The organism is Pseudaminobacter salicylatoxidans (genome assembly GCF_003148475.1).
GTDB lineage: Bacteria > Pseudomonadota > Alphaproteobacteria > Rhizobiales > Rhizobiaceae > Pseudaminobacter > Pseudaminobacter salicylatoxidans.
Map to the genome: position 1 here is coordinate 22371 of NZ_QGGG01000021.1, position 24178 is coordinate 46548.

31 protein-coding genes and 1 pseudogene are annotated in these 24178 nt (G+C 60.7%); 12 read left to right on the forward strand and 20 right to left on the reverse strand.

Going from position 1 to position 24178, the window contains the following annotated elements:
* The first annotated feature begins 36 nt into the window (after positions 1-36).
* Positions 37-1827 (forward strand): acyl-CoA dehydrogenase family protein, encoded by a 1791-nt coding sequence (locus tag C7441_RS21375; protein WP_109614592.1) that lies wholly within the window; start codon positions 37-39, stop codon positions 1825-1827.
* Between the two features lie 18 nt (positions 1828-1845).
* Here the strand turns inward: C7441_RS21375 and C7441_RS21380 are convergent, their stop codons facing one another.
* The 5 genes from C7441_RS21380 to C7441_RS21400 form a co-directional block, all read right to left on the reverse strand.
* Positions 1846-2037, reverse strand: a complete 192-nt coding sequence (locus C7441_RS21380; protein ID WP_109614593.1) for a DUF6494 family protein — start codon at positions 2035-2037, stop codon at positions 1846-1848.
* A 161-nt stretch (positions 2038-2198) separates the two neighbouring features.
* Positions 2199-2783, reverse strand: coding sequence for a CarD family transcriptional regulator (locus tag C7441_RS21385; RefSeq protein ID WP_019172036.1), 585 nt, complete (start codon positions 2781-2783; stop codon positions 2199-2201).
* Between the two features lie 371 nt (positions 2784-3154).
* Positions 3155-3493 (reverse strand): ferredoxin FdxA, encoded by a 339-nt coding sequence (fdxA, locus tag C7441_RS21390; protein ID WP_019172035.1) that lies wholly within the window; start codon positions 3491-3493, stop codon positions 3155-3157.
* Positions 3494-3632: 139 nt separating this feature from the next.
* The gene (locus C7441_RS21395; RefSeq protein WP_109614594.1) at positions 3633-4016 is read right to left on the reverse strand and encodes an RNA-binding S4 domain-containing protein; all 384 of its coding nucleotides are present in this window, start codon (positions 4014-4016) and stop codon (positions 3633-3635) included.
* Between the two features lie 11 nt (positions 4017-4027).
* A complete protein-coding gene (locus C7441_RS21400) occupies positions 4028-7180 on the reverse strand; it encodes a helicase-related protein (RefSeq protein WP_109614595.1) in 3153 nt (1050 codons plus the stop codon).
* A gap of 1017 nt (positions 7181-8197) precedes the next feature.
* On the opposite strand from C7441_RS21400, the gene aqpZ reads away from it, so the two are divergent.
* The 3 genes from aqpZ (at position 8198) to C7441_RS21415 (ending at position 10770) form a co-directional block, all read left to right on the forward strand.
* Positions 8198-8887, forward strand: a complete 690-nt coding sequence (gene aqpZ, locus C7441_RS21405; RefSeq protein WP_109614596.1) for an aquaporin Z — start codon at positions 8198-8200, stop codon at positions 8885-8887.
* Between the two features lie 252 nt (positions 8888-9139).
* Positions 9140-9919, forward strand: a complete 780-nt coding sequence (locus C7441_RS21410) for an outer membrane protein (protein WP_109614645.1) — start codon at positions 9140-9142, stop codon at positions 9917-9919.
* A gap of 152 nt (positions 9920-10071) precedes the next feature.
* Complete coding sequence (locus C7441_RS21415) at positions 10072-10770, forward strand: outer membrane protein (RefSeq protein ID WP_244916221.1); 699 nt, start codon at positions 10072-10074, stop codon at positions 10768-10770.
* Between the two features lie 56 nt (positions 10771-10826).
* On the opposite strand, the gene C7441_RS21420 is transcribed toward C7441_RS21415, so the two are convergent.
* The 14 genes and pseudogenes from C7441_RS21420 to C7441_RS24450 form a co-directional block, all read right to left on the reverse strand.
* Positions 10827-11453 carry a hypothetical protein gene (locus tag C7441_RS21420; protein WP_019172029.1) on the reverse strand — a complete coding sequence of 209 codons (627 nt, stop codon included), beginning with the start codon at positions 11451-11453 and terminating at the stop codon, positions 10827-10829.
* 247 nt (positions 11454-11700) lie between these two features.
* On the reverse strand, positions 11701-12000 hold the full coding sequence (locus C7441_RS21425; protein WP_109614597.1) for a hypothetical protein: 300 nt from the start codon (positions 11998-12000) through the stop codon (positions 11701-11703).
* A 153-nt stretch (positions 12001-12153) separates the two neighbouring features.
* Positions 12154-12310 (reverse strand): annotated as a pseudogene (locus C7441_RS21430) (AbgT family transporter); the annotation flags it as partial.
* Positions 12311-13256: 946 nt separating this feature from the next.
* A complete protein-coding gene (locus C7441_RS21435) occupies positions 13257-14252 on the reverse strand; it encodes a tyrosine-type recombinase/integrase (protein ID WP_109614598.1) in 996 nt (331 codons plus the stop codon).
* Positions 14253-14418: 166 nt separating this feature from the next.
* Positions 14419-14613: a hypothetical protein gene (locus tag C7441_RS21440; RefSeq protein WP_146201543.1), complete on the reverse strand. Its 195-nt coding sequence runs from the start codon at positions 14611-14613 to the stop codon at positions 14419-14421.
* Positions 14610-14840, reverse strand: a complete 231-nt coding sequence (locus C7441_RS21445) for a hypothetical protein (RefSeq protein WP_109614600.1) — start codon at positions 14838-14840, stop codon at positions 14610-14612. Before C7441_RS21445 ends, C7441_RS21440 begins: the two co-directional genes overlap by 4 nt.
* Positions 14837-15049 carry a hypothetical protein gene (locus C7441_RS21450; RefSeq protein WP_109614601.1) on the reverse strand — a complete coding sequence of 71 codons (213 nt, stop codon included), beginning with the start codon at positions 15047-15049 and terminating at the stop codon, positions 14837-14839. The genes C7441_RS21445 and C7441_RS21450 overlap by 4 nt, the downstream gene beginning before the upstream one ends.
* The gene (locus tag C7441_RS21455; protein ID WP_109614602.1) at positions 15046-15474 is read right to left on the reverse strand and encodes a hypothetical protein; all 429 of its coding nucleotides are present in this window, start codon (positions 15472-15474) and stop codon (positions 15046-15048) included. The genes C7441_RS21450 and C7441_RS21455 overlap by 4 nt, the downstream gene beginning before the upstream one ends.
* Positions 15471-15710 carry a hypothetical protein gene (locus tag C7441_RS21460; protein ID WP_109614603.1) on the reverse strand — a complete coding sequence of 80 codons (240 nt, stop codon included), beginning with the start codon at positions 15708-15710 and terminating at the stop codon, positions 15471-15473. Before C7441_RS21460 ends, C7441_RS21455 begins: the two co-directional genes overlap by 4 nt.
* Positions 15707-15907: a hypothetical protein gene (locus C7441_RS21465; protein WP_109614604.1), complete on the reverse strand. Its 201-nt coding sequence runs from the start codon at positions 15905-15907 to the stop codon at positions 15707-15709. Before C7441_RS21465 ends, C7441_RS21460 begins: the two co-directional genes overlap by 4 nt.
* Entirely contained in the window at positions 15904-16188 is a 285-nt protein-coding gene (locus C7441_RS21470) for a hypothetical protein (RefSeq protein ID WP_146201544.1), read from the reverse strand. The genes C7441_RS21465 and C7441_RS21470 overlap by 4 nt, the downstream gene beginning before the upstream one ends.
* A 54-nt stretch (positions 16189-16242) precedes the next feature.
* Complete coding sequence (locus tag C7441_RS21475; RefSeq protein WP_109614606.1) at positions 16243-16530, reverse strand: hypothetical protein; 288 nt, start codon at positions 16528-16530, stop codon at positions 16243-16245.
* Entirely contained in the window at positions 16530-17228 is a 699-nt protein-coding gene (locus C7441_RS21480; protein ID WP_170125222.1) for a Rha family transcriptional regulator, read from the reverse strand. The genes C7441_RS21475 and C7441_RS21480 overlap by 1 nt, the downstream gene beginning before the upstream one ends.
* A gap of 52 nt (positions 17229-17280) precedes the next feature.
* Complete coding sequence (locus tag C7441_RS24450; RefSeq protein WP_109614608.1) at positions 17281-17502, reverse strand: Arc family DNA-binding protein; 222 nt, start codon at positions 17500-17502, stop codon at positions 17281-17283.
* Between the two features lie 109 nt (positions 17503-17611).
* On the opposite strand from C7441_RS24450, the gene C7441_RS21490 reads away from it, so the two are divergent.
* Positions 17612-18151 (forward strand): Arc family DNA-binding protein, encoded by a 540-nt coding sequence (locus C7441_RS21490; RefSeq protein WP_109614647.1) that lies wholly within the window; start codon positions 17612-17614, stop codon positions 18149-18151.
* A gap of 210 nt (positions 18152-18361) precedes the next feature.
* Here the strand turns inward: C7441_RS21490 and C7441_RS21495 are convergent, their stop codons facing one another.
* On the reverse strand, positions 18362-19126 hold the full coding sequence (locus C7441_RS21495; protein WP_109614609.1) for an XRE family transcriptional regulator: 765 nt from the start codon (positions 19124-19126) through the stop codon (positions 18362-18364).
* Positions 19127-19212: 86 nt separating this feature from the next.
* On the opposite strand from C7441_RS21495, the gene C7441_RS21500 reads away from it, so the two are divergent.
* From C7441_RS21500 to C7441_RS21530, 7 genes are all read left to right on the forward strand, one after another.
* The gene (locus C7441_RS21500; RefSeq protein WP_109614610.1) at positions 19213-19422 is read left to right on the forward strand and encodes a transcriptional regulator; all 210 of its coding nucleotides are present in this window, start codon (positions 19213-19215) and stop codon (positions 19420-19422) included.
* Between the two features lie 163 nt (positions 19423-19585).
* Positions 19586-19783, forward strand: a complete 198-nt coding sequence (locus C7441_RS21505) for a hypothetical protein (RefSeq protein WP_109614611.1) — start codon at positions 19586-19588, stop codon at positions 19781-19783.
* Complete coding sequence (locus C7441_RS21510; RefSeq protein ID WP_244916222.1) at positions 19780-21213, forward strand: replicative DNA helicase; 1434 nt, start codon at positions 19780-19782, stop codon at positions 21211-21213. The genes C7441_RS21505 and C7441_RS21510 overlap by 4 nt, the downstream gene beginning before the upstream one ends.
* Positions 21213-22145 (forward strand): helix-turn-helix domain-containing protein, encoded by a 933-nt coding sequence (locus tag C7441_RS21515; protein ID WP_146201545.1) that lies wholly within the window; start codon positions 21213-21215, stop codon positions 22143-22145. Before C7441_RS21510 ends, C7441_RS21515 begins: the two co-directional genes overlap by 1 nt.
* 176 nt (positions 22146-22321) lie before the next feature.
* Complete coding sequence (locus C7441_RS21520) at positions 22322-23170, forward strand: hypothetical protein (protein WP_146201546.1); 849 nt, start codon at positions 22322-22324, stop codon at positions 23168-23170.
* Between the two features lie 67 nt (positions 23171-23237).
* On the forward strand, positions 23238-23531 hold the full coding sequence (locus C7441_RS21525; protein WP_109614614.1) for a hypothetical protein: 294 nt from the start codon (positions 23238-23240) through the stop codon (positions 23529-23531).
* Positions 23528-24124: a hypothetical protein gene (locus C7441_RS21530; RefSeq protein WP_109614615.1), complete on the forward strand. Its 597-nt coding sequence runs from the start codon at positions 23528-23530 to the stop codon at positions 24122-24124. The genes C7441_RS21525 and C7441_RS21530 overlap by 4 nt, the downstream gene beginning before the upstream one ends.
* Positions 24125-24178: the final 54 nt, after the last annotated feature.

Consider the following 24178-nt stretch of genomic DNA (forward strand, 5'->3'; position numbering starts at 1 on the left):
ACAAGCTTTGCAACGCCCAGCCCGAAGGAATGTTCCATGATATCCGTCGATCGCGCCGAGCTCGCCTTCCAGCTTTTCGAAGCCCTGCCGACCGCCAGTCTGGCGACACTGCCCCGTTTCGCCGATTACGACCGCACGGCGATGGACGAGGTGCTGGACACCGCGGAGCGCATCGCCAGGGAGCATTTCCTGCCGCACGCGGCCGCGCTTGACCTCGACGCACCGCGCTTCGAGGGCGGCAAGGTGGCGCTGGACGACCGCGTGGGAGCTGCCCTTGCGGTCTATCGCGAGGCGGGTTTCTTCAGCGCGGGTTTCGACAGGGAATGGGGCGGGACGCAGATGCCGGGCACGTTGCGCGCCGCCGCCAGCTTCATCTTTTCCATGGCCAATGCCTCGACCGCGGCCTATCCGCTGCTGACCTTCGATGCGGCAAGCCTGATCGCCGCCTTCGGTACGGGGGAGCAGAAGGAGCGCTTCCTGCGGCCGATGGTGACGGGACGCTTCTTCGGCACGCTATGCCTGACGGAATCTCAGGCGGGGTCATCGCTTGGCGACATCGTCACCAGAGCCGGGCAGAACGAGGATGGCAGCTACAGCATTTCCGGCAACAAGATGTGGGTGGCCGGCGGCGACCATGACATCTGCGAGAACATCGTCCATCTGGTGCTGGCAAAGGTGCCCGACAGCCCTGCGGGGCCGCTTGGAACATCGCTGTTCATCGTGCCGAAATTCCTTGTCGGTGAAGAGCATGCGCAGGGCGAACGCAATGGCGTAGCGCTGGCAGGCCTGAACCACACGATGGGCTATCGCGGGATTCCCAACGCCGTGCTGAATTTCGGCGAGGACGAGCCATGTCGCGGCTATCTTCTGGGCAAGCTCGACAACGGGCTGGCCCAACTCCTGCAAACCGCCAATGAGATGCGGCTTGGCGTCGGGCTGGAGGCGGCGGCGCTGGGGGCCGCGGGCTATCGTGCCGCGTTGCGCTATGCGGACGAGCGGATGCAGGGCCATCTGCCGGGCAACTGGAATCCGGACGGCCCGCCGGTGCCGATCATCGAACATGCCGACGTGCGGCGCATGCTGCTGGCGCAGAAGGCCGCGGTGGAGGGCGCGCTGGCGCTGATCCTCTATGCCGCCTTTCTGGTGGATGCCACCAGGGCTGCACCCAACGCCGAAGCCAGCCATGACAGCCGGCTGCTGCTCGATCTTCTCACCCCGATCGCCAAGTCGTGGTCGGCGAAATATTGCTGCGAGGCGAACAGCCACGCGCTCCAGATCCTCGGCGGTTATGGCTATACGCGAGACTATCCGGTCGAGCGTCTCTATCGCGACAACCGGCTGAACGCGATCCGCGAGGGCACGCATGGCGTTCACGGCATCGATCTGCTGGGGCGCAAGGTGATGCAGGAAAACGGCACCGGCATGAAGGTGCTGGCCGCCCGCATCATGGCCGATGTCACGCTGGCCCACGCCCATCCCGAGCTTGCCGGCCATGCGGAGGACCTTGCCGCGCATCTGGCCGAGGCGGTGGCCACCACCGGCAGGCTTGGCGGCACCGTCGGTTCCGACCCGCGGCGGGGACTTGCCAATGCCACGCTCTATCTCGACATGCTGGGCGACGTGGTGATTGCCTGGATGTGGTTGCGTCAGGCCATGGCGGCGCTGCGCAAGCGCGCCACCGACTCATCGGATGGCGATCTCATCGACGGCAAGCTTGCCGCCTGCCGCTATTATTTCCTCTATGAACTGCCCCGCGCCAGAACCGCGCGGACGCTGCTGGACAGTCTCGACGACACCGCGCTGACGATGAAGCCGGAATGGTTTTGAGCGCACGTGCCCGTGGGTTCAGCCGAGCTTGATTTCGCCTTCGACCACGTGATCGAGATCGGCGTCCTCGGCCGTCAGCGTCATGCGCACATGCAGCGTGTCGCCTTTCACCTTGCCGTCACGTACGGCGGTTTCGATCGCGCGCTGGGAGGTGACACCCACCTGCTTCAGGAACTTGCGGATCGACATGTTGAAGACTTCCTCGTCCATGGTGGGCTCCCTTGCTGTTGCCGGGTCGATTGTAGGCGCTTGCGGCGCGGGGGAGCAAGCCGGCTGCGAAATGCCGGCGCATGGGTCAGCCGGCTATCTCGCAGGCAATAAAAAAACCCGGCGTCGCCGCCGGGTTTTTGTCGTAGCGCGGATGAAGCGGCTTATGCGGCTTCTTCCTGCTCGGTCTCTTCGTTGTCGGCCTCGGCCTTGGCGCCACGCTTGGGGCCCTTGGCAAGGTTGGCTTCGATCATGCGCACCGCCTCGGTTTCCGAGAGGCGGTTGACGGCCGCGATCTCGCGGGCCATGCGGTCGAGCGCGGCTTCGTAGAGCTGGCGCTCGGAATAGGACTGCTCCGGCTGGTTTTCGGCGCGGTAGAGATCGCGCACCACTTCGGAGATGGAGATCAGGTCGCCGGAATTGATCTTCGCGTCATATTCCTGCGCGCGGCGCGACCACATGGTGCGCTTCACGCGGGCGCGGCCCTGCAGCACCTTCAGCGCACGCTCGACATAGTCCGTCTCGGACAGCTTGCGCATGCCGATGGACGTCGCCTTGGCGACCGGTACCTTCAGGCGCATCTTGTCCTTCTGGAAGTCGATGACGAAGAGCTCCAGCTTGTGGCCCGCCACTTCCTGCTCATCGATGGCCATGATCTGGCCGACGCCATGTGCCGGATAGACAATGTATTCGCCGGTTTTGAAACCGTGGCGGCCTGCGGATTTCTTCTGCGTGGTTGCGGTTGCCATTACGCCCTGAACTCCTTCTATGACGCCGGCTGGAAAGCCGGCAGACCCGTTGGACGGCCAGACGGCCAAACAGAGCCGCAGACAACAGGAAAACATTCTCCGGAAAAGCCCGGGACCGGCAAACAAGCATGATGTTTGCTCGGCCCAAGTCGCCTTGGTCCGAAGTTGTGTTCACCTTTCAGTGATTAGGGCGTTGCGCCATAAATCGACAGCGTGTCAGCGGCATGTTGTGGTAGGGATACCACAAAAAGTTGAAAGAATCAAGGTTTTGCTGCATACGCGAAGATTCGCGTGCGTATGCGTGTCGCCACGCCGCACCGAAGATGTAATGTGCTCGCCGGTCTTGGCAAGCCTGTCCCGGCCTGAAACGATCAGTCGCCTTCGCCAGGTTCGGGCGAGAAGTACTTCTCGAATTTTCCTTCGATACCGTCGAATTCCTTGGCGTCGGCCGGCGCATCCTTCTTGGATGTTATGTTCGGCCACTTGGAAGCGTAGTCGTTGTTGACTTCCAGCCACTTTTCCAGCCCCGGCTCGGTGTCGGGCTTGATCGCGTCGGCGGGGCACTCGGGCTCGCACACCCCGCAGTCGATGCATTCGTCGGGGTGGATGACGAGCATGTTCTCGCCTTCATAGAAACAGTCGACCGGACAGACCTCGACGCAATCCATGTATTTGCATTTGATGCAATTGTCGGTCACGACATAGGTCATGATGCTGCTCCGGGACTCTATCCACTCCTGAAATATATGGGGTGAGGTATCCGCTTTGCGAAGGCCTGACAAGGGCAGCTATGTCGCAGATCGGTCCTGTCGTGGAATGCCATTCCACGGCTGTCCTCAGCGCAGGGAGCTAGCGGTCGCGCAGCCGGTCGGTTTCGCGGCGCTGCCGCTTGGTGGGACGCCCGCTGCCCGCCTCGCGCACTGGCACCAGTGCGTCGGGAAGGGCGGGATCGCGCGGCGCGGGCTCTGGCGACAGGTCTTCGTAGAGCAGGCGCGCTTCCTCGGCCGGCCCGCGCCGGGTGCCGGGCGCAAGCACCTTGTAGACGAGGATGCGCCGGTCGAGCGTGATCGTCAGAATATCGCCTGGCTTAATGGAATCTGCGGCCTGGCTCGTCTTCTCGCCATTGATGCGCACGCGGCCGAGCTGGGCGAGTTTCGCACCCAGCGAACGCGATTTCACCGCGCGCGAGAAGAACAGCCATTTGTCGATGCGCTGACGACCTTCGGCAGGCATCGCGTCCGCGTCTACTTCTTGAGCTGGTCGCGCAGCGCGGCGAGCTTGGCGAAGGGCGAGTCCGGATCGATGCGCGCCGGGCGCTCCTCGCGTGGCTTGCCCTGGAAACCGCCCTTGCCGCCGCGGTCGTCGCGCCGGTCGGGACGGCCTTCGCCGTTCGGCTTGCCGCCGGGCTTACCCTTGAACTTGCGCTCGAACCGCTCCTTGCCGCCCGCCTGCTCGTGGCGCTGGCCGTCGCCGCGACGGTTCGGCTGATCGCCGCGTGCCTGCGCGTTGCGCTGGCGGTTGTCATGCCGGTGGCGCGGGCGATGGTCGAAGCGGACAGGGTGCCACAGCAGGATCGGCTTGGGCTCCTCGGCACTCTCGCCGCCCTCCGCCTGAGGAGCGGCCTCGGCCTGAACCGCAGGAGCTTCGACTTCGGCGGCATCGTCCGTCGCGGGAGCGGACACGTCCGTCGCCTGCTCCGGTGCGGCCGCCACCGGTGCGTCAGCCACGGCCGGCGCGGCTTCCGTTGTGTCGGCGGCAACCGTGTCAGCAGCGCCGGCTTCCTCGCTGGCCGCTGCCTCGTCGCCGGCGGGTGATGCCGTTTCGCCCGTGGCCGCCTCGTTCGTCGCAGCCTCGGCGGCGGCCTTGTCCGCTGCCGCCTTCGCGGCGGCCTGGCGGGCGGCCTCGTCGAGAGCCTCCAGCCGCGCCTTCACGTCGGCCGCCGGCTTGGCGTCGGCGCGGTAGCCAAGACCCTTCAGGATTTCTTCCATGTCGTCGGCGGTGGCGCCGAGGATCGACATCATCGCCGGCGTCACCAGGAAGGTGCTGCCGTCATAGGCGCCATCCGGGCGCGGGCCGGTGCCGGCCTTCCAGGCCAGTGCCGGGCGGATCAGGTCGGCGAGCCGCTCGAGAATGTCCACGCGCACGGCGCGGCGGCCGAGCATGCGGAAGCCGGCGAGCTTGTAGAAGGCGCGGTCAAAGGCCGGATCGACCACCACGGAGGTGCGGCCGGCAGACAGCGCATGCACCACGTCGCCGAAGCCGGGCTTGTCCTTGCCGTCGTTCTTAAGCGCCCACAGCAGCGTGATGAGCCCGGCCGGGCCGGGCTTCAGCAGCGCGGGCACGAAAATGTGGTAGGCGCCGAAGCGCACGCCCAGCCGGCGCAGGCTGGCGCGGCCTTCCTGGTCGAGCGTCTTGACGTCCTCGGCAATGTCGCGCCGGTTGATGAGGCCGAAATTCTCGACGAGCTGGAAGGCGATGCCGCGGGCGATGCCGGTGAGCTGGTCGGCGCTCTTCAGGTCGGTCAGCGGCTTGAGCAGCGTGTCGATCTGGAAATTGACGAAACGCTCGGCGCGGACGGCCACCTTGTCGCGGGCCGGTCCGGTGAGCTGATCGTCGGCCAGCAGGATGACGCGCGGGCGCAGCGCGTCTTCCGTCGCGGCCAGCGTTCCGATAGGTGCGCCGATCCAGCGCAGCACACCGTCCGAGCCCAGCGCGAGGTCGCCGTTCGGGCACAGCGCGAAGCGTTCCGCGCGGGCCTCGAACTCGACGCCGAGCGCTTTCTGTGCGGCCGCGCGGACGGCCTTGGCGTCCTCGCCTCCGGCACTCTGGTCGGCGGTGAAACGGAACCCTTGAAGTTCCCCGACGTGATGGCCTTCGACGAGGACCGTTCCGGTTGAGCTGATTTCGGCTTCTAGCATCGTATTTTCTCTAAGGCGGCGCATGAGGACGGAAGTCCTGCGGTCTACGAAGCGTTTCGTCAACCGCTCATGCAGCGCATCCGACAATCTGTCTTCGATTTCCCGTGTCTTTTCTTGCCAATGTAGCGGATCGGCCAACCAGCCAGGACGGTTGGACACATAGGTCCAGGTGCGAATCTGGGCAATGCGGTGCGAAAGCGTGTCGATGTCGCCTTCCACCATGTCGGCCCGGCGCACCTGCTCGGCCATGTAGTTTTCATCGACATGGCCATGGTCGGCAATGTCCGTGAAGATGGAGGCGACAAGGTCGGCATGCTGGGCGGGCGCGATGCGGCGATAGTCCGGCAGCGCGCAGACATCCCACAACAGCGCGACGCGGTCGCGGCCGGTGACGCGGCGTCGGATGTCGCCGTCGCGCGAAAGCTGCTCCAGCGCCTGAGCGTCCACTGCCGGCAAGGCGCGGGTCAGACCCTCGACCGGCGCGACCGCCTCGATGGAGTGCTTCAGCGCATCGAGGCTGGAAAAGTCGAACTGCGCGGTGCGCCATTGCAGCACCTTCACCGGATCGAAGTCATGCGCCTCGATCTTCTCGATCAGTTCCTCGGGGAAAGGATCGACCTGGCCGGTGACGCCGAACGTGCCGTCGCGCATATGGCGACCGGCGCGACCGGCGATCTGGCCGAGTTCGGCGGGGTTGAGGTCGCGGAACTGGAAGCCGTCGAACTTGCGGTTCTGCGCGAAAGCGACGTGGTCGACATCGAGATTGAGGCCCATGCCGATGGCGTCGGTGGCCACAAGATAGTCGACATCGCCCGACTGGTAGAGCGCCACCTGCGCATTGCGCGTGCGCGGGCTGAGCGCGCCCAGCACCACGGCGGCCCCGCCGCGCTGGCGGCGGATGAGTTCGGCGATGGCGTAGACCTCGTCGGCAGAAAAGGCGACGATGGCCGAGCGGCGCGGCAGCCGCGTGAGCTTCTTGGAACCGGCATAGGCCAGATGCGACAGGCGCGGCCGCGTCACCACCGAAATGCCGCGCAGCAGCTTTTCCAGTATGCCTCGCATGGTGGAGGCACCCAGCAGCAGCGTCTCCTGTCGGCCGCGCAGATGCAGGATGCGGTCGGTGAAGATGTGGCCGCGCTCCAGGTCGCCGGCAAGCTGCACCTCGTCGATTGCCACGAAGGCGGCATCGGTTTCGCGCGGCATCGCTTCCACGGTGCAGACCGAATAGCGCGCCCTGGGCGGGATGATCTTCTCCTCGCCGGTGACGAGTGCCACATTGTGGGCGCCGACCTTCTCGCAGACGCGGCCATAGACCTCGCGCGCCAAAAGCCTGAGCGGCAGGCCGATGACGCCGCTTTCATGCGCCACCATGCGCTCGATCGCCAGATGCGTCTTGCCGGTGTTGGTCGGCCCCAGCACGGCCGTCACATCGCGCCCAGACAAGATGAGCGGGGCAAGCTGTTTCGGGTGAATGTTCATCGGAAGCAGGGCGGCCTTTCTGGCTCGGAATTCGCAGGCATCCGCCGGAGCGGGAGAGAGCTTTCTGCGGGCGCGGGCGGTGACCTCATGGTCCGGTGACTTTGCCTCGACAGATAGGGGCTTGCAGCCGGAAACAAAAGCCCAAATCTGCGTCAAATTAACGGCTGGAACGAGTCTGGAACGAATCGGCGACGAATCGCTGACTCTTTCGGATTCAGCTTTTGTTCACCCCTATATATAGATTTTGCACCTCCGACTCACCCTACATGGTGAATCGCTAATGTTTCCGAAGCGGGAATCTTGCCAGCCAGCGTTAACCTTTCTCCCGTTACCGTCGAGCGCGAGTCAAATTTTTTGTTAAGTCATTGTAATATAAGGAATTAAAATGTTTCCCAGAGCGACTGCCCAAAGCCGGGTTAACTACCTGTCCAAAGCCGGAACGAATCGGCGACGAATCGCTGATTGTAGCCGGTTCTTGGTTTGTTCAATCAATATATAGGGCTTGACGAGGTGCCGGCCGGCCAGATGCAGAGCCGCATGTTTGTTCTTTTGCCGTCTTTTGGCGGCGCGCGTTAACTTTTGCCGCGCGTGCCTTACCGGTGATCCGTAGCCTTGCGTGGCGGAAAGACCTTGTCGATGAAGTTTAAGCCCGCATGAACGCCGTTGCCGCCAACGGAACGCCATCGCTTAACATTTCGACCAAAGCCGGAACGAATCAGCGACGAATCACTGATGCTGTCTATTTCCCGGTTTGTTCATCGCTACATCTTGATGGAAACGCCTCAGCCGACCACAAAGCGGCAGGATGACAGACCTTCATCAGTCATTGGAAATTTAGCCAGTGTTAATGTTTTTGCTTCATTTCGAGACAGGCGTCCGCCGAAGCTCAGCCGGGCGCCGGTATAATGGAAATACTTGTGACAATCGCGCGGCGCCCGAGGTTGACGTTACGTAATCCGTTGTCTTCGGTCAGATTTCATGACTCCTTTTATGCGTTGGTATAAGGAGGGTCATCCCATGACTAAACGTCTGCTGGCCGAATTGCTCGGCACCTTCTGGCTGGTGTTCGGCGGTTGCGGCAGCGCCGTTTTCGCCGCTGCGTTTCCCGATCTCGGCATTGGTTTTCTTGGCGTTGCACTGGCGTTCGGTTTGACGGTTTTGACCATGGTCTATGCGGTCGGCGGCATTTCCGGCGGCCATTTCAATCCCGCTGTTTCGGTGGGGCTCACAGTGGCTGGCCGTTTGCCCGCGCGCGATCTCGTTCCCTATGTGGTCGTGCAGCTTATCGGTGCGATCATTGCGTCGACGATCCTGTATTTCATTGCCAGCGGCAAGGCCGACTTCACCCTGGCCAATGGCTTTGCCGCCAATGGTTACGGCGAGCACTCGCCCGGCGGCTATCCGCTGAGTTCGGCCCTGCTGGTCGAGATCGTGCTGACCTTCATCTTCGTGATGGTCATTCTCGGCGCCACGAGCGGCCACGCGCCCGCCGGTTTTGCCGGCATCGCCATCGGCCTGACGCTGACGCTGATCCATCTGATCGCGATCCCGGTGACCAACACTTCGGTCAACCCGGCGCGCTCCACCGGCCCGGCGCTTTTCGTCGGCGGCTGGGCCTTGCAGCAGCTCTGGCTGTTCTGGGTCGCTCCCATCGTCGGCGCCATCATTGCGGGAGTGGCGCATAAATCGCTGTTTGGCGACGAATAGCGCGGTGGCCAGGCCATATCCCGATCACGCAATCGAAACCCGGCTCCGGCCGGGTTTCTTTTTTGCCGGCGTGCGGGAAGAGAAGACGCAGTATCCGGCTGCTTCTTGCAGTTCAGGTCTACGCCGAGTCCTGTACGAACAGCTAAAATACTCAACAAACGTAGTTAAACACCGCTTAACCTTTTCACTTCATTATCCATGCAAATTTAGTTTTCCCCGTTGTGGGTGGGGATTTCGCAGGGGGTAATGAATATGCGGAATATACTCAGGCCGGCCCTTGCCGCGCTCTTGATTGCAAGTGCATCCGTCCCCGCCATGTCGGCGGACCTGTATGTGCCGGAAGAGCCGGTGGTGGTGGTGCCGGTCGTTGGCGGCTGGTACATCCGTGGTTTCCTCGGCATGACCAACCAGCGCCTGGGCGATCTGCGCACCGATCTCTATAACGATCCCAACATCGTCGAGCGCGGCTGGCACGATGAGGGCGGCTTCGGGTCCTCGCCGCTGTTCGGCGGCGGTGTCGGTTATCAGTTCAACGACTGGATCCGCGCCGATGTGACCGCCGAATATCGCGGCAAGGCCGACTTCAACGCGGTCGATTGGGTGCGGTTCGCCAATTCGGCGCCCTATACCAACGATTACCGCGCGCGGAAGTCGGAATGGCTGGTTCTGGCCAACGGCTATGTCGATCTCGGCGATTTCGGCCCCATCGTTCCCTATGTCGGCGCCGGCATAGGTGCATCGCGCAACACGATCTCGCAGTTCCGCGACATCAACGTCCTCAATGGCGGCGCGGCCTCGGCCGATTCCGATTCCAAATGGAATTTTGCCTGGGCGCTGCATGCCGGCCTCGGCATCAAGGCCACCGACCGCATGACGATCGATCTGGGCTACAGCTTCGTGAACCTGGGCGATGCCCGCACCGGGCCGCTGCGCAACGACGATCCGGCATACGACGTGCCGAACAAGGGTTTCGAGTTCCACAAGCTGACCTCGCACGACCTCAAGCTCGGCATCCGCTACGCGTTCAACTGAACCGCTCCGCGCGCTTCATCTCAGCAAGGCCCTGCTTCGGCGGGGCCTTTTTGCATTCTGCCGTCCGGCGCTTCACGCGTCGTTATGCTTAACCCCGACTTAACCGTTATGGTTAACAATGCAGGCCGAATGGTGCTTGGGAGTTTGGGATCATGAGGCTGCAATCGCGAATTTTCCTGCCGCTTGCCGTAGCGGCTGTCTGGCATGCGGGGCCGGCAATGGCCGCCGACTACGAACCGCCGATTATCGTTGACGAAGGACCGGAATATGTCCCGGTCGAAGTCGGTTCCGGCTGGTATCTGCGTGGCGACGTGAATTACAACGCCAACCGTCCTGCCTACAAATTCACCTTTCTGGGTGAGGACACCGACAACACCCGCTTCGGCGGCGACGTCGGTTTCGGTTATCACTTCACCGACTATCTGCGCGGCGACCTCACCATGGGCTTCGTCGGCAGCGACAAATACGGATATGATGACGGGGTCAACCGGATCGCGGCCAAGAACCACGTCTGGAGCGGTCTGGCCAACGGCTATGTCGATCTCGGCACGGTCGCCGGCCTGACACCCTATGTCGGCGCGGGCGTCGGCGTCATGTATTCGCGCGCCAAGCTGGATTTCGACCTGCCCGATCTTGGCATTGCGGGCGGCGGCAGCGACAAGCAGTATCGCTTCGCCTATGCGCTCAATGCCGGCCTGAGCTACCGCTTCACGCCGAACACCTCGGTCGATCTCGGCTATCGTTATCTGAGTTCGCCGAAGATGGAATATCTCGACACCGACTCGCTCACGATCCGCAAGGGCGTCGACTACCATCAGGTCAGGGTCGGCCTGCGCTATGATCTCTGGTGATCGCCACTGCAGCGGAACTTGAAAGGCGGCCGCCTGATATGCGGCCGCCTTCTTCTTCAAAGCTTCAGCAACGGGTCGGGCTGCGCCTCATGCATCGGAATATCGGCGGCGCTCCAGCTGCGGCGCACGACATGAAGGTGAACATCGCGGCCGCCGCTGTTGCGCAATATGTCCAGCACGGCGGCGTCGCGCGTGTCGTCGAGCACGCGCACCCATAACAGCAAGCCGCCCTTTGCGATCTGCTGCTGGACGCGTTTCGCATGCTGATGTCCGAAGACGCGCGCAAGGACGAGCCCGACGGCGCCGGCCGCCAGCCCACTGCCGGCAACCACGGCGATCGTGGGGATCAGGGCCGCGCCGCCGGTCGCCACCACGGCGGCCACGCCGGCGCCGGCCACATAGAGCGGCACGCCCACCAGCGCGGCCATTCCTTCCGTGCGTGAATCGGGCGACACATAGTCCGCATGCACAACGAAATCCCTGTCTTCGAGCCCCGAGGCGCCTTCTGGCGGCAGGGTTTTCACATCGGCGAGCAGGCTCAGGTCTTCCTCGCGGATTCCCGCCCGCATCAGTTCGTCCACGGCGGCGTTCAGCGAGGTCTCGTCGTCGAAGATCGCGACAGCTTCGCGCTCCTCGTAAATCTGTTCTTCATCCGGTTCGGTTTCGCGTGATGGATCTTTCATTTGCTCCTCCGGCCGTTGCGCCCTCTCTGGCGGGCGGTTTTTCCTTCGGGCCCTTCTGAGCATGTAGTATGCCGGCCCCGCGCGACAATGCGCGGTCGCGATAAGTTTCCACGGCAGGGTATCGCAACGCGCGGCTGGTAAGGGGGAGATGAGGTCGCGGCGGGCGAGGGGAGTTGCTTCGCGCGAAAAATCGCCTGCCGGTGGAAAAAACGCGGCGGCGACCCTCCGGCCACCACCGCTGCGGCAATCATTCGAAATCGGCGATCTTGTCGCAGAAGTCCTTTTCGCGATCATTTTGCGGATTGGCGCATTCGCCCTTGATCTTGGTGCGATGTTCGGCGGAGAGCTTGTCCCACTCTGCCTTCATCTCGTCCTTTGAGCGCGTCTGAGTCATCTCCTTGTCGCCGTACATCGACCCGACGACTTCGGGGTTCTGTACGTCGCGGCCGCTTGTGGCGGTCTGGTCGGCTTCGGTGCCGGTCTGGGCATAGGCGCCCGTTGCGAGGCAGGCTGCGATCGCAGCGATCGAGAGCAACTTGATCGTCATGGCGTGACTCTCCAAGTGTTTCTGTTCAAAAAGGTCAGTAACGAATGACCTAATATTTCGATACGGAAATGGTTCCGAAGAACTGGCGCATTTTTATTCGAAAATGCTTTTGGCCGGACAGGCGCTACGGCCAGGCAACTCCCAAGCTCCCCGTCACAGCCCCCATGGCAGGCCGAGGGCCTTCCAGGCGGCGAACAGGGCGGTCCACAGCACGAATATCCACACCATGTAGGGCAGCAGCAGCGAGACCAGCGTGCCGACGCCGGCCGATTTGTCTTAATTTCTGCGCAAAGCCGACGAGAGCGCAAAATAGGCTTCGCTTCGACTGGGCGTAGGGGCGACGTAGATTGCCGACTGGCGATCACCGTCGGCCGCCTGCGTCGGCCGGCCGCAAACCGAAGGCCATGCGATGGCGCCACCCTGTCGGCGGCGGATGGCCCGAGCGTGATCAGGGGTGGCTGAGTTCGTCATCCACCCCGGGACGGTTCAGAGTTTGGTGCTCGAACGGCTCGAGCCCGCATGCGAGCCGCCTTCCTGCTTCTGAGTAGGAGAATATTGCTTCGGTTCGTCGCTTCCGCGATTTCCCCAGGTGGCGTATCCGCCATCCATGGCGCACCCCGCCAGTATCAGCATGCTCAAGGCGGTGAGTATGTAACGCATTGTGCCCTCTTGAAGAATTGGCGGCACAATGCCCGCCTTTCATGTGGTCGTCAACGCGGCGAACCGCTTGTGCTTGCGCCTCCGGAACGCGCTGCGCCACGTGGCTGATGGCTACGGACCAGATGCAAAAGATAAGCGGCTATCGCCGTCACGACCGCCGCGAGTGGAAGCGCGATAATGGCGGATTGGAACGCCAATGCCGCGGTCGTTTCGACACTGGCAGAAACCGCGATTGCCGATTCAGTCATGTGGCTTCCATCCTCTGAGCCCGTTAGGAGCCTGGAGAGAGATGACTTTCCATGGAATCGTCACCTCGCTCCAAGCCTTGTTTTCTAACCGCAAATCCTCGAAACGAACAGCCGCACGGCCGGCTTTCCTCGCGCTCTTAGGGCGGATCGATGACGTCCGGCGACAGAAGCGGCGTCCTGTCTCCGCGCCGATGCCTGTGTGTCCACAGCACGAACGCTGCCTGCTGCTTTCCCCCGCAAGGGCGGCGAAATTTTTTCCCTTGTGGTTTTTCGAGCGTTCCGCTATCCCCGCCAGTGGGCCACCTCTTCCCAACGAGAGTATGGCGAAAAACTTACAAGATATTGTTTTTATGAAGCTTTTCGCGCTCTCTTTTTTGCGCGTGTCGTTGGCGTGTCAGTGATCAGATCTGCCAGCGTGTCGTCGTCCATCGCGTGGCCGTAGGTCTGAAACACGTGCTGGGCCGATTTCCACCCACCTAGCTTCGCGACCGTAATCGGATCGATACGCCGGTGCAGGAGCGCAGTGGCAAAGCCGTGGCGGCAGGAGTGGAAGGTCAGCACCTTGATCTTGGCTCGCTTGCAGGCAGCAAACCATGGGTGCTTCGCCGTATTTCGAGATGAGTAGCCGAACACCTTTTCCGTATCTTCCCGATTGCTGGGAATGTTGGCGAGCGCAGCGACGAGGGCAGGCGGAAGATGCGCCTTGCGCTCCTCGGAAACCTTGGTCTGCCTGATCAGCGCCCGGCGAGCGGTCAGGTCCACGTCTCCCCATCGCAGGTTGATAGCCTCGGTGATCCGGGCTCCCGTGAGAAACATGAAAGCCGCCAGCGCTCCAAGGTGCGGGGTGGACACGGCCATGAATGCCTGCACCCATTCCCACGTCGCAGGCTCCTTCTCCTTCTTCGTGACAGGGAAGCGTTCGACCTTCACATGGCGGCAGAGGTCGAGCGATGCAGCGTGGTTGATTATGGCCATTGTCGGAACGATGAACTGGCGATTTCGTGTTGCCCCGCCAGCGTTCGGAAAGGTGGTGATGGCGCCTTTGCGAACCGCGCCGCCGGTGATGTCCTTCACCGACTTATCCTTCCAGTAGTCTTCGACCTTATCGAGAAAACGGGTTGCCTTCTCGGCATCCCGGTAGAGGATCGCAGCCTGGGCGAACGTCAGGACCGATTCCGGTCCATCGAAATGACCTTTCCACTGACGGGTTTCGAGTTCCGCGATGAACCGCTGGGCGACTTCTTTTTGCGCCGTGCCAGTAGAGCCTCGTAATCTCCGCCCGGCAACGGTGCCCCTATAGTGCCAGATTTCGCCGTCGTCGCGGCGGTAGAGCTTGAGGGGCATGGGCGTGTCGCCTCCATGATTGCGTCAACGTCAGACTTGGTCAGCACCATACGATTGCCCAGAATTCGGCACGCGCCAAGCTTTCTTGCGAAATCTCGTAAACGACGGGGTGACCAGCCAAGATGTTGCGCCATCTCATCCGGCTCGATGTATTCGGGCAGGGTAATCATTCCGTCGCCCTCCCCATGGACTTCAACGCAGCCTGCGCCGCCTCGGCCTGATGCTTCCACAGGTCCCGCTCGGCCGCGACCTGACGTGTTTCGCGCTGGGCATCTGCGGCTCGATATTCGGCCTCGGTCAGCCTGCCGGTAAGCAACCTGATCTCGTCACGGGCTGCTCTAAGCTGGAGGGCCATGCTCATTGCGCAGCCCTCCAGACTATCCCGATCCAGACGCCGGCAATGCCAACGCCTACGATCGAGCCGAGCAGCAGGAGTTCGGCCGGCTGTAGGTGGGCGCGGCCTTTCGGGACCACGCGGTCGGACTTTTCAGGACCTCGATACAGCAGCCATTCGACGACAGCGAGGATAGCATCGCTCAGTTTCAGCAGGCCGCGCGCCAGTGTTATGCGAAGAAGGGCGATGATCACGCGTCACCGTCTTTCTGCCGCTCGTCCGGTGGCGTGGTATGGTATTCATAAACCGTCTTCGCGATGCCGTCCGCGATCCACAGGAGGCTATCGACCCGTTTATCTGTCTCGCCTGCTGGCTGGCCGAACTGGATTTCGCAGGCGACGCTCAACACGTCCTTCAGGTGGCGGAGGCCGCTTTCCAGATCATCGACGGTGTAGCCAATCATGCTGCACCGCCTTGGCGCAATTCACGCCCAGCCGCCTTGGAAATCTCCTTTGACAAGCGAAGAAGCTTCTTTTCGGCTGCATAAGACGCTGTAGGTTCCAGATCGAAATCGAACTGATCGAACGCTACGGCTGCAAGCTTCACGGCAAAGCCCGGAAGGGTCGTCGCCTGCTCCCGGTCGATGGCCCGCATGAGGCGAATGGCTTCTTTGTGCCTTTCCTCGAAGGCCCTGTATGCAGCTTGGTAGCCGCACTGGCGGGCAATATGATTGCGCGTTTTGACGTCTGCAAGCGGCACGTTTTTTTCGTTTGCGGCTTCAATGTAGAGCCTGTATGTCCGCTTTCTTTCCGCCTGAAGAGCGCGGGCCTCCGCCTTGGCGTGCTCGAACTGGCGGCCGAGTTCGACCAGCTTCGCGTCGGTGCTCATTCTGCACCGCCTTTCAGCCCTTCGTGAGAGGCCAATGCATCCCTTACCGGGTCCATAAGATCGATGGCGAGCTTCAGCGCATTGTTCATGGCGCATGCCAGAATATCTTTGTCGCCTATGTCGTTGAACACGCTATCAGACGCATTTGCGCACAGGATCATGATGGCTTCGGCCTGCGAAATGCAGCCCATTATTTCGTCGGCACTCATGTCGCGCTGGGGGACGAAGCGGCTCATTTGTCGTCCTCCCACATCACCGGAACGACGGCATCAAAGTCCCGCAATGCCTGTTCCAGCACAGCGGCCAGACTGTCCAGGTCGCGTTCGTCAACCTCTCCGCCGAACAAGGCACACATGACTGTGCGAACCTTGTCGACGCCGCGATTGAGCGCGTCACCAGCTTCGATTTCTTGCGATTTGATGATTACCTTCATGGCCGGGTCTCCTCATTGAGAAGAGTGGCCGGGCGCTTTGACGCAGCATAGAGAGCCACGCTATGGGCGCGCAATTTCCTACCGACCTCGACCAGTTCGCTGGCCGGCCAGCATAGGGCCTGCTGCATTTCCAAGGTGATCCGGTCACCGCGTGTCAGATAATCGTTAATCAGGAACGCAAGATCAGAGACCTTGTGCATGTCGTCTTCCATGCTTGAGGCAAGCGCAAAGAGATCGGGCATAGTTTCAGCGGTCGCTCGCGTAGCGTCGTTCGTGTTCATGGAAATCTCCATTCGGAATTTGGTGGAGCGCGGGCCAGCCGCGCCGATGTTCGGTTAGGCGGCGTGATACCTGCGGATGGCCGTGTCGAGCCTGCGGCGGGCGTTGTATTCCTGATCCCGCGCGACACAGAACCGAGCGTATTCGTCCTCGGTGTCGGCCTGCATCTGCTTCCACTCTGGCGAGTTCCGCTCGACACGCCCGATCTTGTGTTCGGTCTTCCAAGCCTGATAGGCGTCGACCAGCGTCAGATATGCAGACTTCCGCTTGCGCTCGTGGGCGTGCACGTCCAGCGCGCGTTCGGCGATGTCGCAGATGCGGGTGAGCTTTGTTGTGTCCAGCATCACGCGCCTGCCTTTCCGGTCAGCTTGAACCGGCCTTCGACGAAGGGATGCGTTGCCATCGTGGCACTCATCATCTGGCATTCACCGACGAAGCGTTTGAAGATCGCCGTTACTTCCTTCTTCGCGAAACCGGCATAGTGAGCGCCATCGGCGTCGACGTGCTGGTTTTTCACCAGCGCTCGGATCGTCGGCGAGTAAGGCGTATCGCGCATTACTCTGTCGACGACGACCTCCGACAGTCCGTAGGTCTTATTCATACGTTTCCGGATGTAGACGATGGATTCGCAGTCGGTCGGCATTTTATCCAAAGCGACATGAGCCTGAGCGACTTGGGCGACCTTGGCCTCTATGGCCTTGATCTGCTGTCCTTGCTCAACCTGCCGGCGCTCGTGCTCGGCGATCATGGTGAAGGCGCTGGCGAAGGCCTCGGCCGTAGTCGGGAGGCGAAGCTGCTGACCAGCTTCCAGTTCCTGCCAGCGGTCGACGAGGCGCGCCGTGAACTCCGGCGAGAGCTGTGCGACGATCACGTAACTGTCGCGCTTGCCGATCTGATACTCGGTGGCCTTTCGGCCAAGGGTATCGAGGTATTCCACCGTTGGTGGAAGACCGATTACACCACGCTCCGCAAGGCGCTCGATGGTACGCTTCACGCTATCGTGGCGGGCTTCAAGCAATTCCGCGATTTCGCGGCTGCTCATGGTGATCGGGCCGTTCCCGATCTGTGCCGGTAGAAATCCGGGCGAAGACGTACTATGTTGATGCTGCACTGCAACTTTCCTTGTGAGTGTTGTGGTCTCCGGCTTCGGCGGGGTCTGCGTCGCCAAACTCAAGCCCCGTCGTCGCCATTTTCTCCTTGATCGCCATAACCACTTCGGCATTCAGCGACCGCATGTTCCTAGAGGCCTGCTGGGACAACCATTTCTTGACGTCCGGCGGAACCCGTAGGCTGATTTGTGGATCTGTGCGGCTCATTGACTCCTCATTAACGTTAATCGTGAAATTACGGTGATTTATATTACGGTAATGCTATTGCGGTCAAGCGCAAAAAATCACAGTGATGTATGCGCTTGTGGAGACAGTTATGGCAAAGCCTGGCAGAGGTGCAGATCAATTTCCGTTGCGGTTGCCGCCCGGCATGCGCGACCAGATAAAACGCGCAGCTGAAGACAGCGGCCGCTCTATGAATTCGGAAATACTCGATGTTCTTCGCGAAGCGTTTCCGGAAGAGCCGAGCTTGGATGAATTGACCGATGCGCTCGATTACGCGACCGCGCTGCTGCGCGATCTTCAGGCAAATTCTCAGAGTGGCGATGTTACACGTAGTAGCAAATTCTTGACAGTCCTTGGTCGCGTCGAAGCTACCAACGATGAACTCTGGAAGTCGATTTCCAAAGAACGCATTCCGGCGGCAGTGTTGCTTCGTCCGGATGTCGTTGAAAGGCTTGCTGCCTTGCAGAAGGAGTATGATCTCGCGATCGGTCTGCTCGATGGCATTGCCAACGACTTGATTCTGATGAGCCTTGAACGGATTTCGAGCGGCGAAGAGAATCTCAAAGTTTGGGTCGGAGAAGGAAATGGGCGGCGAATGCTTGAGATCAAGCCGCCAGATCGGCGCGACTGAGCCCCCACCCGCAGGCGGCCACGAGTTCATCACGCAAACCCTCGCCGCTCTTCGCTGAAGACTTCGCCCCTGCCACCCTCCACGCGCACCCGCCCCGCTGACGCTGTCAGCGGCATAGGCGTCTGTGGCGGGAAGAGTATAGGGCATGTCGGCTCCGTTCACTTACGGTGCCAGTAAGTATCGCTTTCGCAGAAAGTGCAAGGGCAAATTTCAGCGGTCTACGAGTTCGCCCCAGGGGACAATGCGGTGGATCGCCTCAATGTCTTGATTTTCAATGATGGTTTCAGCCGACGGGAAAAATGACGCGACCTTCCAGCCGCTGCCTTCGCGGCCTAAAAGTTTCCTCATTCGCCACTTCTGTTGACTTTCTTCGCCGCCCTTGAGTTTGATGACGGCGTAGTCACCCGGCACGGCAGGCCGCCCCGGCTGAACGTAAAACAGTTCACCCTCCTCGTACCGAGGCGCAAGAACAGGTGTGACGACATAGAGGGCATAAACGCTACCGGGCTTGCCGGCCTGCTGGTAGCTCTGCGGCCGCCGGACGAAGTCTATGATCTCGTTTGATCGGTAGAAATCCGCATCTCCGTCGCCAAACAGTGCGCTGTAAACCGGCACATCTCGCGGCCGAACGGGGTCAACAGGACTTCCGTCCAGAAACCGGATGAATTCATCATTGATGTCCCGATTCTCAGGCCGACGATCACTAACGTAGCGAACGACCTCGCTTTCCAATCCTTCAGGCTGGCCTAAAGGGGTGATTGCCTCGATCTTCACCATCCCGGATGTGGCGGCGGCGAGATTCAAGTCCAGAAGATCGCAGACCCTGATCAGGTTCTCGGTAGATGGCTCCGTCGAGCCATTTTCCCATTGACTGATCGCGACACGTGAAATCCCAAGCGCTTCAGCGACGGCCTGCTGAGACAGGCCCTTCTGCTTCCGCGCGGTTGCTATGGCTTTTCCGAGAAACTGTGACATCGACAGCCATTCTGACGAAAGTCGCTTGCGCTTTCAATGAAAGTTTGACTTACTTACGACACTTTCGCCATTAGGGTTACCGCCTCATGAATGTCGTACTTGCCTTCGCGCTTCGAAAAGCCGGCGGACGCATAGCGCTCGCCAAGAAGCTCAATATCAGCCCCCAGGCGATTTCCCAATGGCGGGAGGTTCCTGTGCATCGCGTGCTGGAGATCGAGCGGATCACCGGCTTGAGCCGATCCGATTTACGGCCGGACATCTACCCTCCACATGATGACCCGAGGTCTGTCGCATGACCTCACCAACCCTAACCCGCACCCCTGACAGCACAATCTTGGCATGCTGCCCGCAAACCGGTCGCGTGGTGTCCGGCCGATTGCTGGGCCATGCGGTCGAGCGTCTCTCATGCGTGCGTCCCGCAGATGGACGTGCGTACATGCACATGCATGAGGGCAAGCCATGAGCATCATCGACGATCAGATGAATGCTGAGCAGGAGCGAGCATTCCTTGCGTGGCGTGATTTGCGCAGCAAAGCATTGGAAACTGGCGACAAGACAGACGCCCATGCTGCCGGCAAGGCATTCGCCAGCTTCTTCTATCTCTATGTCGCAAACACCTACCGGCCGTCATCCGCGATCGGGAGGCATACACTTTGACGTTTGCGCAAATACCTGACGACGCATTCGTTCCCGAGATTGAACAGGATGTGCTCGGCACCCTGTTGTTCGGCGGCGATTTCCGGAAAGTGATGGCGTATCTGCGGGAGGATCATTTCATTCCCGATGCCCACCGGCTCATCTACCGTGCGATGCGCGCGGCGCACGAACAGTTTGGCACAACCAACCTGGCTGTTGTCGGTCGGCTGCTGCCCGCTGATATCGATCTCAAGTTCAATCAAGACACCGGCCAGCCTCCGATGGCCTATATGGCATCCCTTGCCCGCGCGGTGGTCAATGGCCCTGCCGGTCTGGAGCGTGGCGCACGGGCTGTCATCCAGCAATGGGCGCGCCTGAAAGCTGCCGAGGTTGGGAGGAACCTGCGCGCAGCCGCGCATGAGGCGACCTCGGATCCGAAAACGATCATTCAGGGAGTAGCTGCCGATCTCGACAATATTGCTGCCGAACTTCGTGCAGGGCCGCGCCGAAAGACTATGCACAACCTCGATGAGGCAACGGAGGCAGCTCTGCATGATGTCCGGGATGCCATGGCGCGGGGGAACGGCCTTACCGGGCACACATGGGGGTTGACGGACATCAACGCAGCCACTGGCGGTATCCATCCGGGCGAGATGGTCATCGTTGGCGCGCGCCCATCAATGGGCAAGACCGCGTTCGCACTTTCGGTCGCGCTTCGGACTGCCGGTGCCGGCGTGGGGGCTGGCTTCCTGTCGCTCGAAATGGGCGCGAAGAAGCTTGCCATTCGCCGCCTTACGGACATCGCATACGATTGGAAGGTCGAAATTCCCTACACCAACCTGATCAAGGGAACCGTAACCGAAGCCGAACTGTCAGCCATCGTGCAGGCCAATCAGGATGCCGACCAACTTCCTCTATGGATCGAGGAACAGTCAGGACTGACGATTTCCGACATTCGCGTGAAGGTCGAGCGGATGGCCGAACAGGCTGAAGCACGAGGCGTAAAGCTTGGTGTGCTGATCGTCGACTATCTCCAGTTGATCAAGCCATCTGCCCGCTACTCGGGAAATCGCGTTGGTGAAGTCACGGAAATTTCTTGGGCGCTGCGCGAACTCGGCCGAGAGTTCGGGTTAGGCATCATCGCTCTTTCACAGCTTTCGCGCCAACTCGAAAGCCGCGACGACAAGCGCCCGCAGCTTTCCGACCTCCGCGAATCGGGCTCCATCGAGCAGGACGCCGATATGGTCGCCTTCCTCTTCCGTGAGGCTTACTACCTCGAAAAGGCCAAGGGGAAGGACAAGGACAAGGAGGACGACCGCCTTAGTCGCCTCATAGACGTTCGGCATGATCTGGAATTCATCATCGCCAAGCAACGCAACGGCCCGACGAAGACGATCAAGCTTTTCGTCGACATTGCGTGCTCGGCCGTCAGAAACGCGGCGAGGCTGTGATGAGCAGAGCGAGCCGATCGTGGACGTGGCGCCATGCCATTATCAAATCCCGCCTTTCGCCCACAACGCGCCACGTGTTGCTGACGATCTCGGTGTTCATGAATGACGCCGGTGACGGTTGCTATCCCACGACGAAGCAGCTTGCGGACGCCACAGGGCTCTCCGAAAGGTCCGTCTGTACGCATATCGAAGCTGCCAGAGATGCTGGCTGGCTGTCGGTATCCGTGCACGGCTTCAAGGGTCAGAAGTGGAAAAATCACCAATACGAAGCAGCATGGCCGGAGGATGAAGGCACTGAACCTGACGACAAAAAGGCACTGAAGGAGGTTCAGCAGCAAGGCACTGAAGCACGTTCAGTGCGCCCCGGAAAGGCACTGAACCTCTTTCCAAAAGGCACTGAACCTGACGACAAAAAGGCACTGAAGGAGGTTCAGTCTACCAGTCCAGTAACCACTCCAATAACCAATAGTATGTCCGAACCGGGTTCGGACGCTCCCCGTCCTTCGCGGAAAAAACGGGAGTATCCGGAAGCCTTCGAGGCGTTCTGGCAACCGTACCCTCGGACCCCGATCATGTCGAAGCAGGAAGCATTCGACGCTTGGAAGAGGCTAGACACGGAACAACGGGCAGCCTGTGTGGCAGCCGTCCCGGCATTCGCCGCCTACTGCAAGACTAACCCCGATTACCCGCCGATCCATGCATGCCGCTTCATCAGCAAGGGCCGGTACCTGTCCTTCGCGGAGCAGACGACCACCCCCCAGCGGCGCTTGGTCACTGACGATGACTGGCTGAAGCGTTTGAACTTCGCCCGCAGCAGCCGGCAGTGGCATGTCGAAAACTGGGGCCCGATGCCGGGAAAGAACGGCTGTCAAATTCCTGAATACCTCCTTCAACCAAGCGACGGCCAAGGTTGGATCGTATGGGAGGCATGAGCATGTCGGGGCATTTGCTTACAATTTCGGCACCCACACTCATAGTTGGTTTACGGCGTAGCGGGGACAGCGGGCGAAAGTTACGCAAGGTCATCGCCGCAAACTCATCCTCACTGCATGCAGATGAGGCCCACATTTCTGAGGGCTGCCATCACAAAATCTTTGAGGGAATGAGCATGAATACCAAGCAGAAAATCGCCGGCATCGACGTCACTGGAATCGTAGCCGCCAAGCCGACGACGGGAGAGCCCATCTGCGAGTGGGTAGATCCCCGCAGCCTCTATGTAGACCACGAATACCAGAGAAAGGTCGGAGAAAAGGGCCTCCGTCAAATCCGGCGCATCGTGCAGAATTTTTGCTGGGCAAAGTTTAAGCCGCCAGTCTGCGCTTACTCCGATCATGAAGGCCGCACGGTGTTGATGGTGCTGGACGGTCAGCATACGGCTATCGCGGCGGTGTCAAATCCCTACATAAACATGATCCCAATCATGATTGTGGATGCACCGGACACTCAGTCGCAGGCGTCCGCATTCGTCGGGCAGAATACAGAACGCGTGGGCGTGACGCCGTTGCAGTTGCATCAGGCATCGGTGGTTGCCGGTGATCCTGAAGCTCAAACTGTTGAACTGGTCTGTGCACGCGCCAATGTCAAAATCGTGAAGTCGGTACCGGGCGGAGCGAAGTACCAGCCGCGCGAAACTATTGCCATATCGTCATTACGCGGACTCATCGATCGCCATTCGGCGCCGGGTGCCAGACGAATTCTTGAGGTGTTAGCGGACGGCGGTCTCTCACCGATCACTTCCCAGCACATCAAGGCAGGTGAACTCCTAATGTCCGACAAGGAGTACGCATCGCGTTTCGAGCCGGCGGACCTTTCTATAGCTATTGGCGAACTATTCCTTACCGCAGAGGACGAAGCCAAAACGTTTGCACACATGAACCGCATTCCCGTCTGGAGGGCGCTGGCAGCCGTCTGGTTTAGGAAGACGAGAAAGAAGAAGGCAATGCGACTGGCCTCCTGATCCTGTCGAGTGGAGCGCGCTTACAGGCGCGCTCATCAACAGTCACCCAGTAAAGCAAGGACTGCCGATGCATATAAGCGAACGACTTGCCCGCGAAGCCTATGATTGCCTCAATCCGTGGCGAGCAATGGCAGACGCCAAGCCAGACGGCACGATCTGCGAACTGCTGTTCAACGACATGGCTGGAGAGTTCGAAACCGCCCTCCGGTATTTCCTTGATCGTGATGGCCGATGGTTTCGCATCGATCCGCCCGCGCAGATTTACACGCCTCCCATGAACTGGCGGCCGGCCGTGGCCAAGCTCACGCCGGAGCGCCGCCTCTATCTCAAACGCCAGGCCGAAAAGAGGTTCACCACATGACCAGGAAGACGAAAGCTGCGCAAAAGAAGCCCGCTGTTCCCAAGGTGCCCAAGGAGGAAAAGGAGCAGGTGCGCGCACGTAAAGCCGCTGGGTTGGACTATGCTCTGACGGTCGATGGTCACGGCCGCGAAAGGCTGATCAACGGAACCGCCGAAGCAGAACGCAAACTGGAAAAGAGCCAGTCCGGCGTGGTGCGCGTCAGAACTGTCGATCCGCTTGTCGGCATCAGTTCGTTGACATGGCAGCAACGAGAAGCTGGAAAGCGCTATCGGGATGAGTTCGAAGCGTTCTCATCCGTTGGCGCAAAGGGCATCGCCTATCAGGTACGTGTGGACGGCGGGGCACTTGGCGGCGGCATTCCGGCAAAGGCCATCGACACTGGCCGCGCCTTCAAGAAGGCAACGGACGCCATCGGCCACTGGGATGTTTCCAGCGTGGTTCAGGCGGTGTGTTGCTCTGGCTCGTCCATCTCGGAAGTAGCCAAGCAGGTCGACGAGTCTCGCGACGTGGTGGTCAAGCTCCTGAAGATCGGCCTTGACAATCTCGCTGTGGAATACGGCATCCTTGTTCCGCGCCGCCCTCGCGTTGCTTGAACCTTGCCGGCAGTTATGCTACTGATTTGCCTAGTTGCAGGAGTTGCGACCGAA

What these genes read in the sequence shown, in the direction of transcription:
- C7441_RS21375 (WP_109614592.1), top strand. Translation starts at nt 37, where the DNA reads ATGATATCCGTCGATCGCGCCGAGCTCGCCTTCCAGCTTTTCGAAGCC.
- C7441_RS21380 (WP_109614593.1), bottom strand. Translation starts at nt 2,037, where the DNA reads ATGGACGAGGAAGTCTTCAACATGTCGATCCGCAAGTTCCTGAAGCAG.
- C7441_RS21385 (WP_019172036.1), bottom strand. Translation starts at nt 2,783, where the DNA reads ATGGCAACCGCAACCACGCAGAAGAAATCCGCAGGCCGCCACGGTTTC.
- fdxA (WP_019172035.1), bottom strand. Translation starts at nt 3,493, where the DNA reads ATGACCTATGTCGTGACCGACAATTGCATCAAATGCAAATACATGGAT.
- C7441_RS21395 (WP_109614594.1), bottom strand. Translation starts at nt 4,016, where the DNA reads ATGCCTGCCGAAGGTCGTCAGCGCATCGACAAATGGCTGTTCTTCTCG.
- C7441_RS21400 (WP_109614595.1), bottom strand. Translation starts at nt 7,180, where the DNA reads ATGAACATTCACCCGAAACAGCTTGCCCCGCTCATCTTGTCTGGGCGC.
- aqpZ (WP_109614596.1), top strand. Translation starts at nt 8,198, where the DNA reads ATGACTAAACGTCTGCTGGCCGAATTGCTCGGCACCTTCTGGCTGGTG.
- C7441_RS21410 (WP_109614645.1), top strand. Translation starts at nt 9,140, where the DNA reads ATGCGGAATATACTCAGGCCGGCCCTTGCCGCGCTCTTGATTGCAAGT.
- C7441_RS21415 (WP_244916221.1), top strand. Translation starts at nt 10,072, where the DNA reads ATGAGGCTGCAATCGCGAATTTTCCTGCCGCTTGCCGTAGCGGCTGTC.
- C7441_RS21420 (WP_019172029.1), bottom strand. Translation starts at nt 11,453, where the DNA reads ATGAAAGATCCATCACGCGAAACCGAACCGGATGAAGAACAGATTTAC.
- C7441_RS21425 (WP_109614597.1), bottom strand. Translation starts at nt 12,000, where the DNA reads ATGACGATCAAGTTGCTCTCGATCGCTGCGATCGCAGCCTGCCTCGCA.
- C7441_RS21435 (WP_109614598.1), bottom strand. Translation starts at nt 14,252, where the DNA reads ATGCCCCTCAAGCTCTACCGCCGCGACGACGGCGAAATCTGGCACTAT.
- C7441_RS21440 (WP_146201543.1), bottom strand. Translation starts at nt 14,613, where the DNA reads ATGAGCATGGCCCTCCAGCTTAGAGCAGCCCGTGACGAGATCAGGTTG.
- C7441_RS21450 (WP_109614601.1), bottom strand. Translation starts at nt 15,049, where the DNA reads ATGATTGGCTACACCGTCGATGATCTGGAAAGCGGCCTCCGCCACCTG.
- C7441_RS21455 (WP_109614602.1), bottom strand. Translation starts at nt 15,474, where the DNA reads ATGAGCACCGACGCGAAGCTGGTCGAACTCGGCCGCCAGTTCGAGCAC.
- C7441_RS21460 (WP_109614603.1), bottom strand. Translation starts at nt 15,710, where the DNA reads ATGAGCCGCTTCGTCCCCCAGCGCGACATGAGTGCCGACGAAATAATG.
- C7441_RS21465 (WP_109614604.1), bottom strand. Translation starts at nt 15,907, where the DNA reads ATGAAGGTAATCATCAAATCGCAAGAAATCGAAGCTGGTGACGCGCTC.
- C7441_RS21470 (WP_146201544.1), bottom strand. Translation starts at nt 16,188, where the DNA reads ATGAACACGAACGACGCTACGCGAGCGACCGCTGAAACTATGCCCGAT.
- C7441_RS21475 (WP_109614606.1), bottom strand. Translation starts at nt 16,530, where the DNA reads ATGCTGGACACAACAAAGCTCACCCGCATCTGCGACATCGCCGAACGC.
- C7441_RS21480 (WP_170125222.1), bottom strand. Translation starts at nt 17,228, where the DNA reads ATGAGCAGCCGCGAAATCGCGGAATTGCTTGAAGCCCGCCACGATAGC.
- C7441_RS24450 (WP_109614608.1), bottom strand. Translation starts at nt 17,502, where the DNA reads ATGAGCCGCACAGATCCACAAATCAGCCTACGGGTTCCGCCGGACGTC.
- C7441_RS21490 (WP_109614647.1), top strand. Translation starts at nt 17,612, where the DNA reads ATGGCAAAGCCTGGCAGAGGTGCAGATCAATTTCCGTTGCGGTTGCCG.
- C7441_RS21495 (WP_109614609.1), bottom strand. Translation starts at nt 19,126, where the DNA reads ATGTCACAGTTTCTCGGAAAAGCCATAGCAACCGCGCGGAAGCAGAAG.
- C7441_RS21500 (WP_109614610.1), top strand. Translation starts at nt 19,213, where the DNA reads ATGAATGTCGTACTTGCCTTCGCGCTTCGAAAAGCCGGCGGACGCATA.
- C7441_RS21505 (WP_109614611.1), top strand. Translation starts at nt 19,586, where the DNA reads ATGAGCATCATCGACGATCAGATGAATGCTGAGCAGGAGCGAGCATTC.
- C7441_RS21515 (WP_146201545.1), top strand. Translation starts at nt 21,213, where the DNA reads ATGAGCAGAGCGAGCCGATCGTGGACGTGGCGCCATGCCATTATCAAA.
- C7441_RS21520 (WP_146201546.1), top strand. Translation starts at nt 22,322, where the DNA reads ATGAATACCAAGCAGAAAATCGCCGGCATCGACGTCACTGGAATCGTA.
- C7441_RS21525 (WP_109614614.1), top strand. Translation starts at nt 23,238, where the DNA reads ATGCATATAAGCGAACGACTTGCCCGCGAAGCCTATGATTGCCTCAAT.
- C7441_RS21530 (WP_109614615.1), top strand. Translation starts at nt 23,528, where the DNA reads ATGACCAGGAAGACGAAAGCTGCGCAAAAGAAGCCCGCTGTTCCCAAG.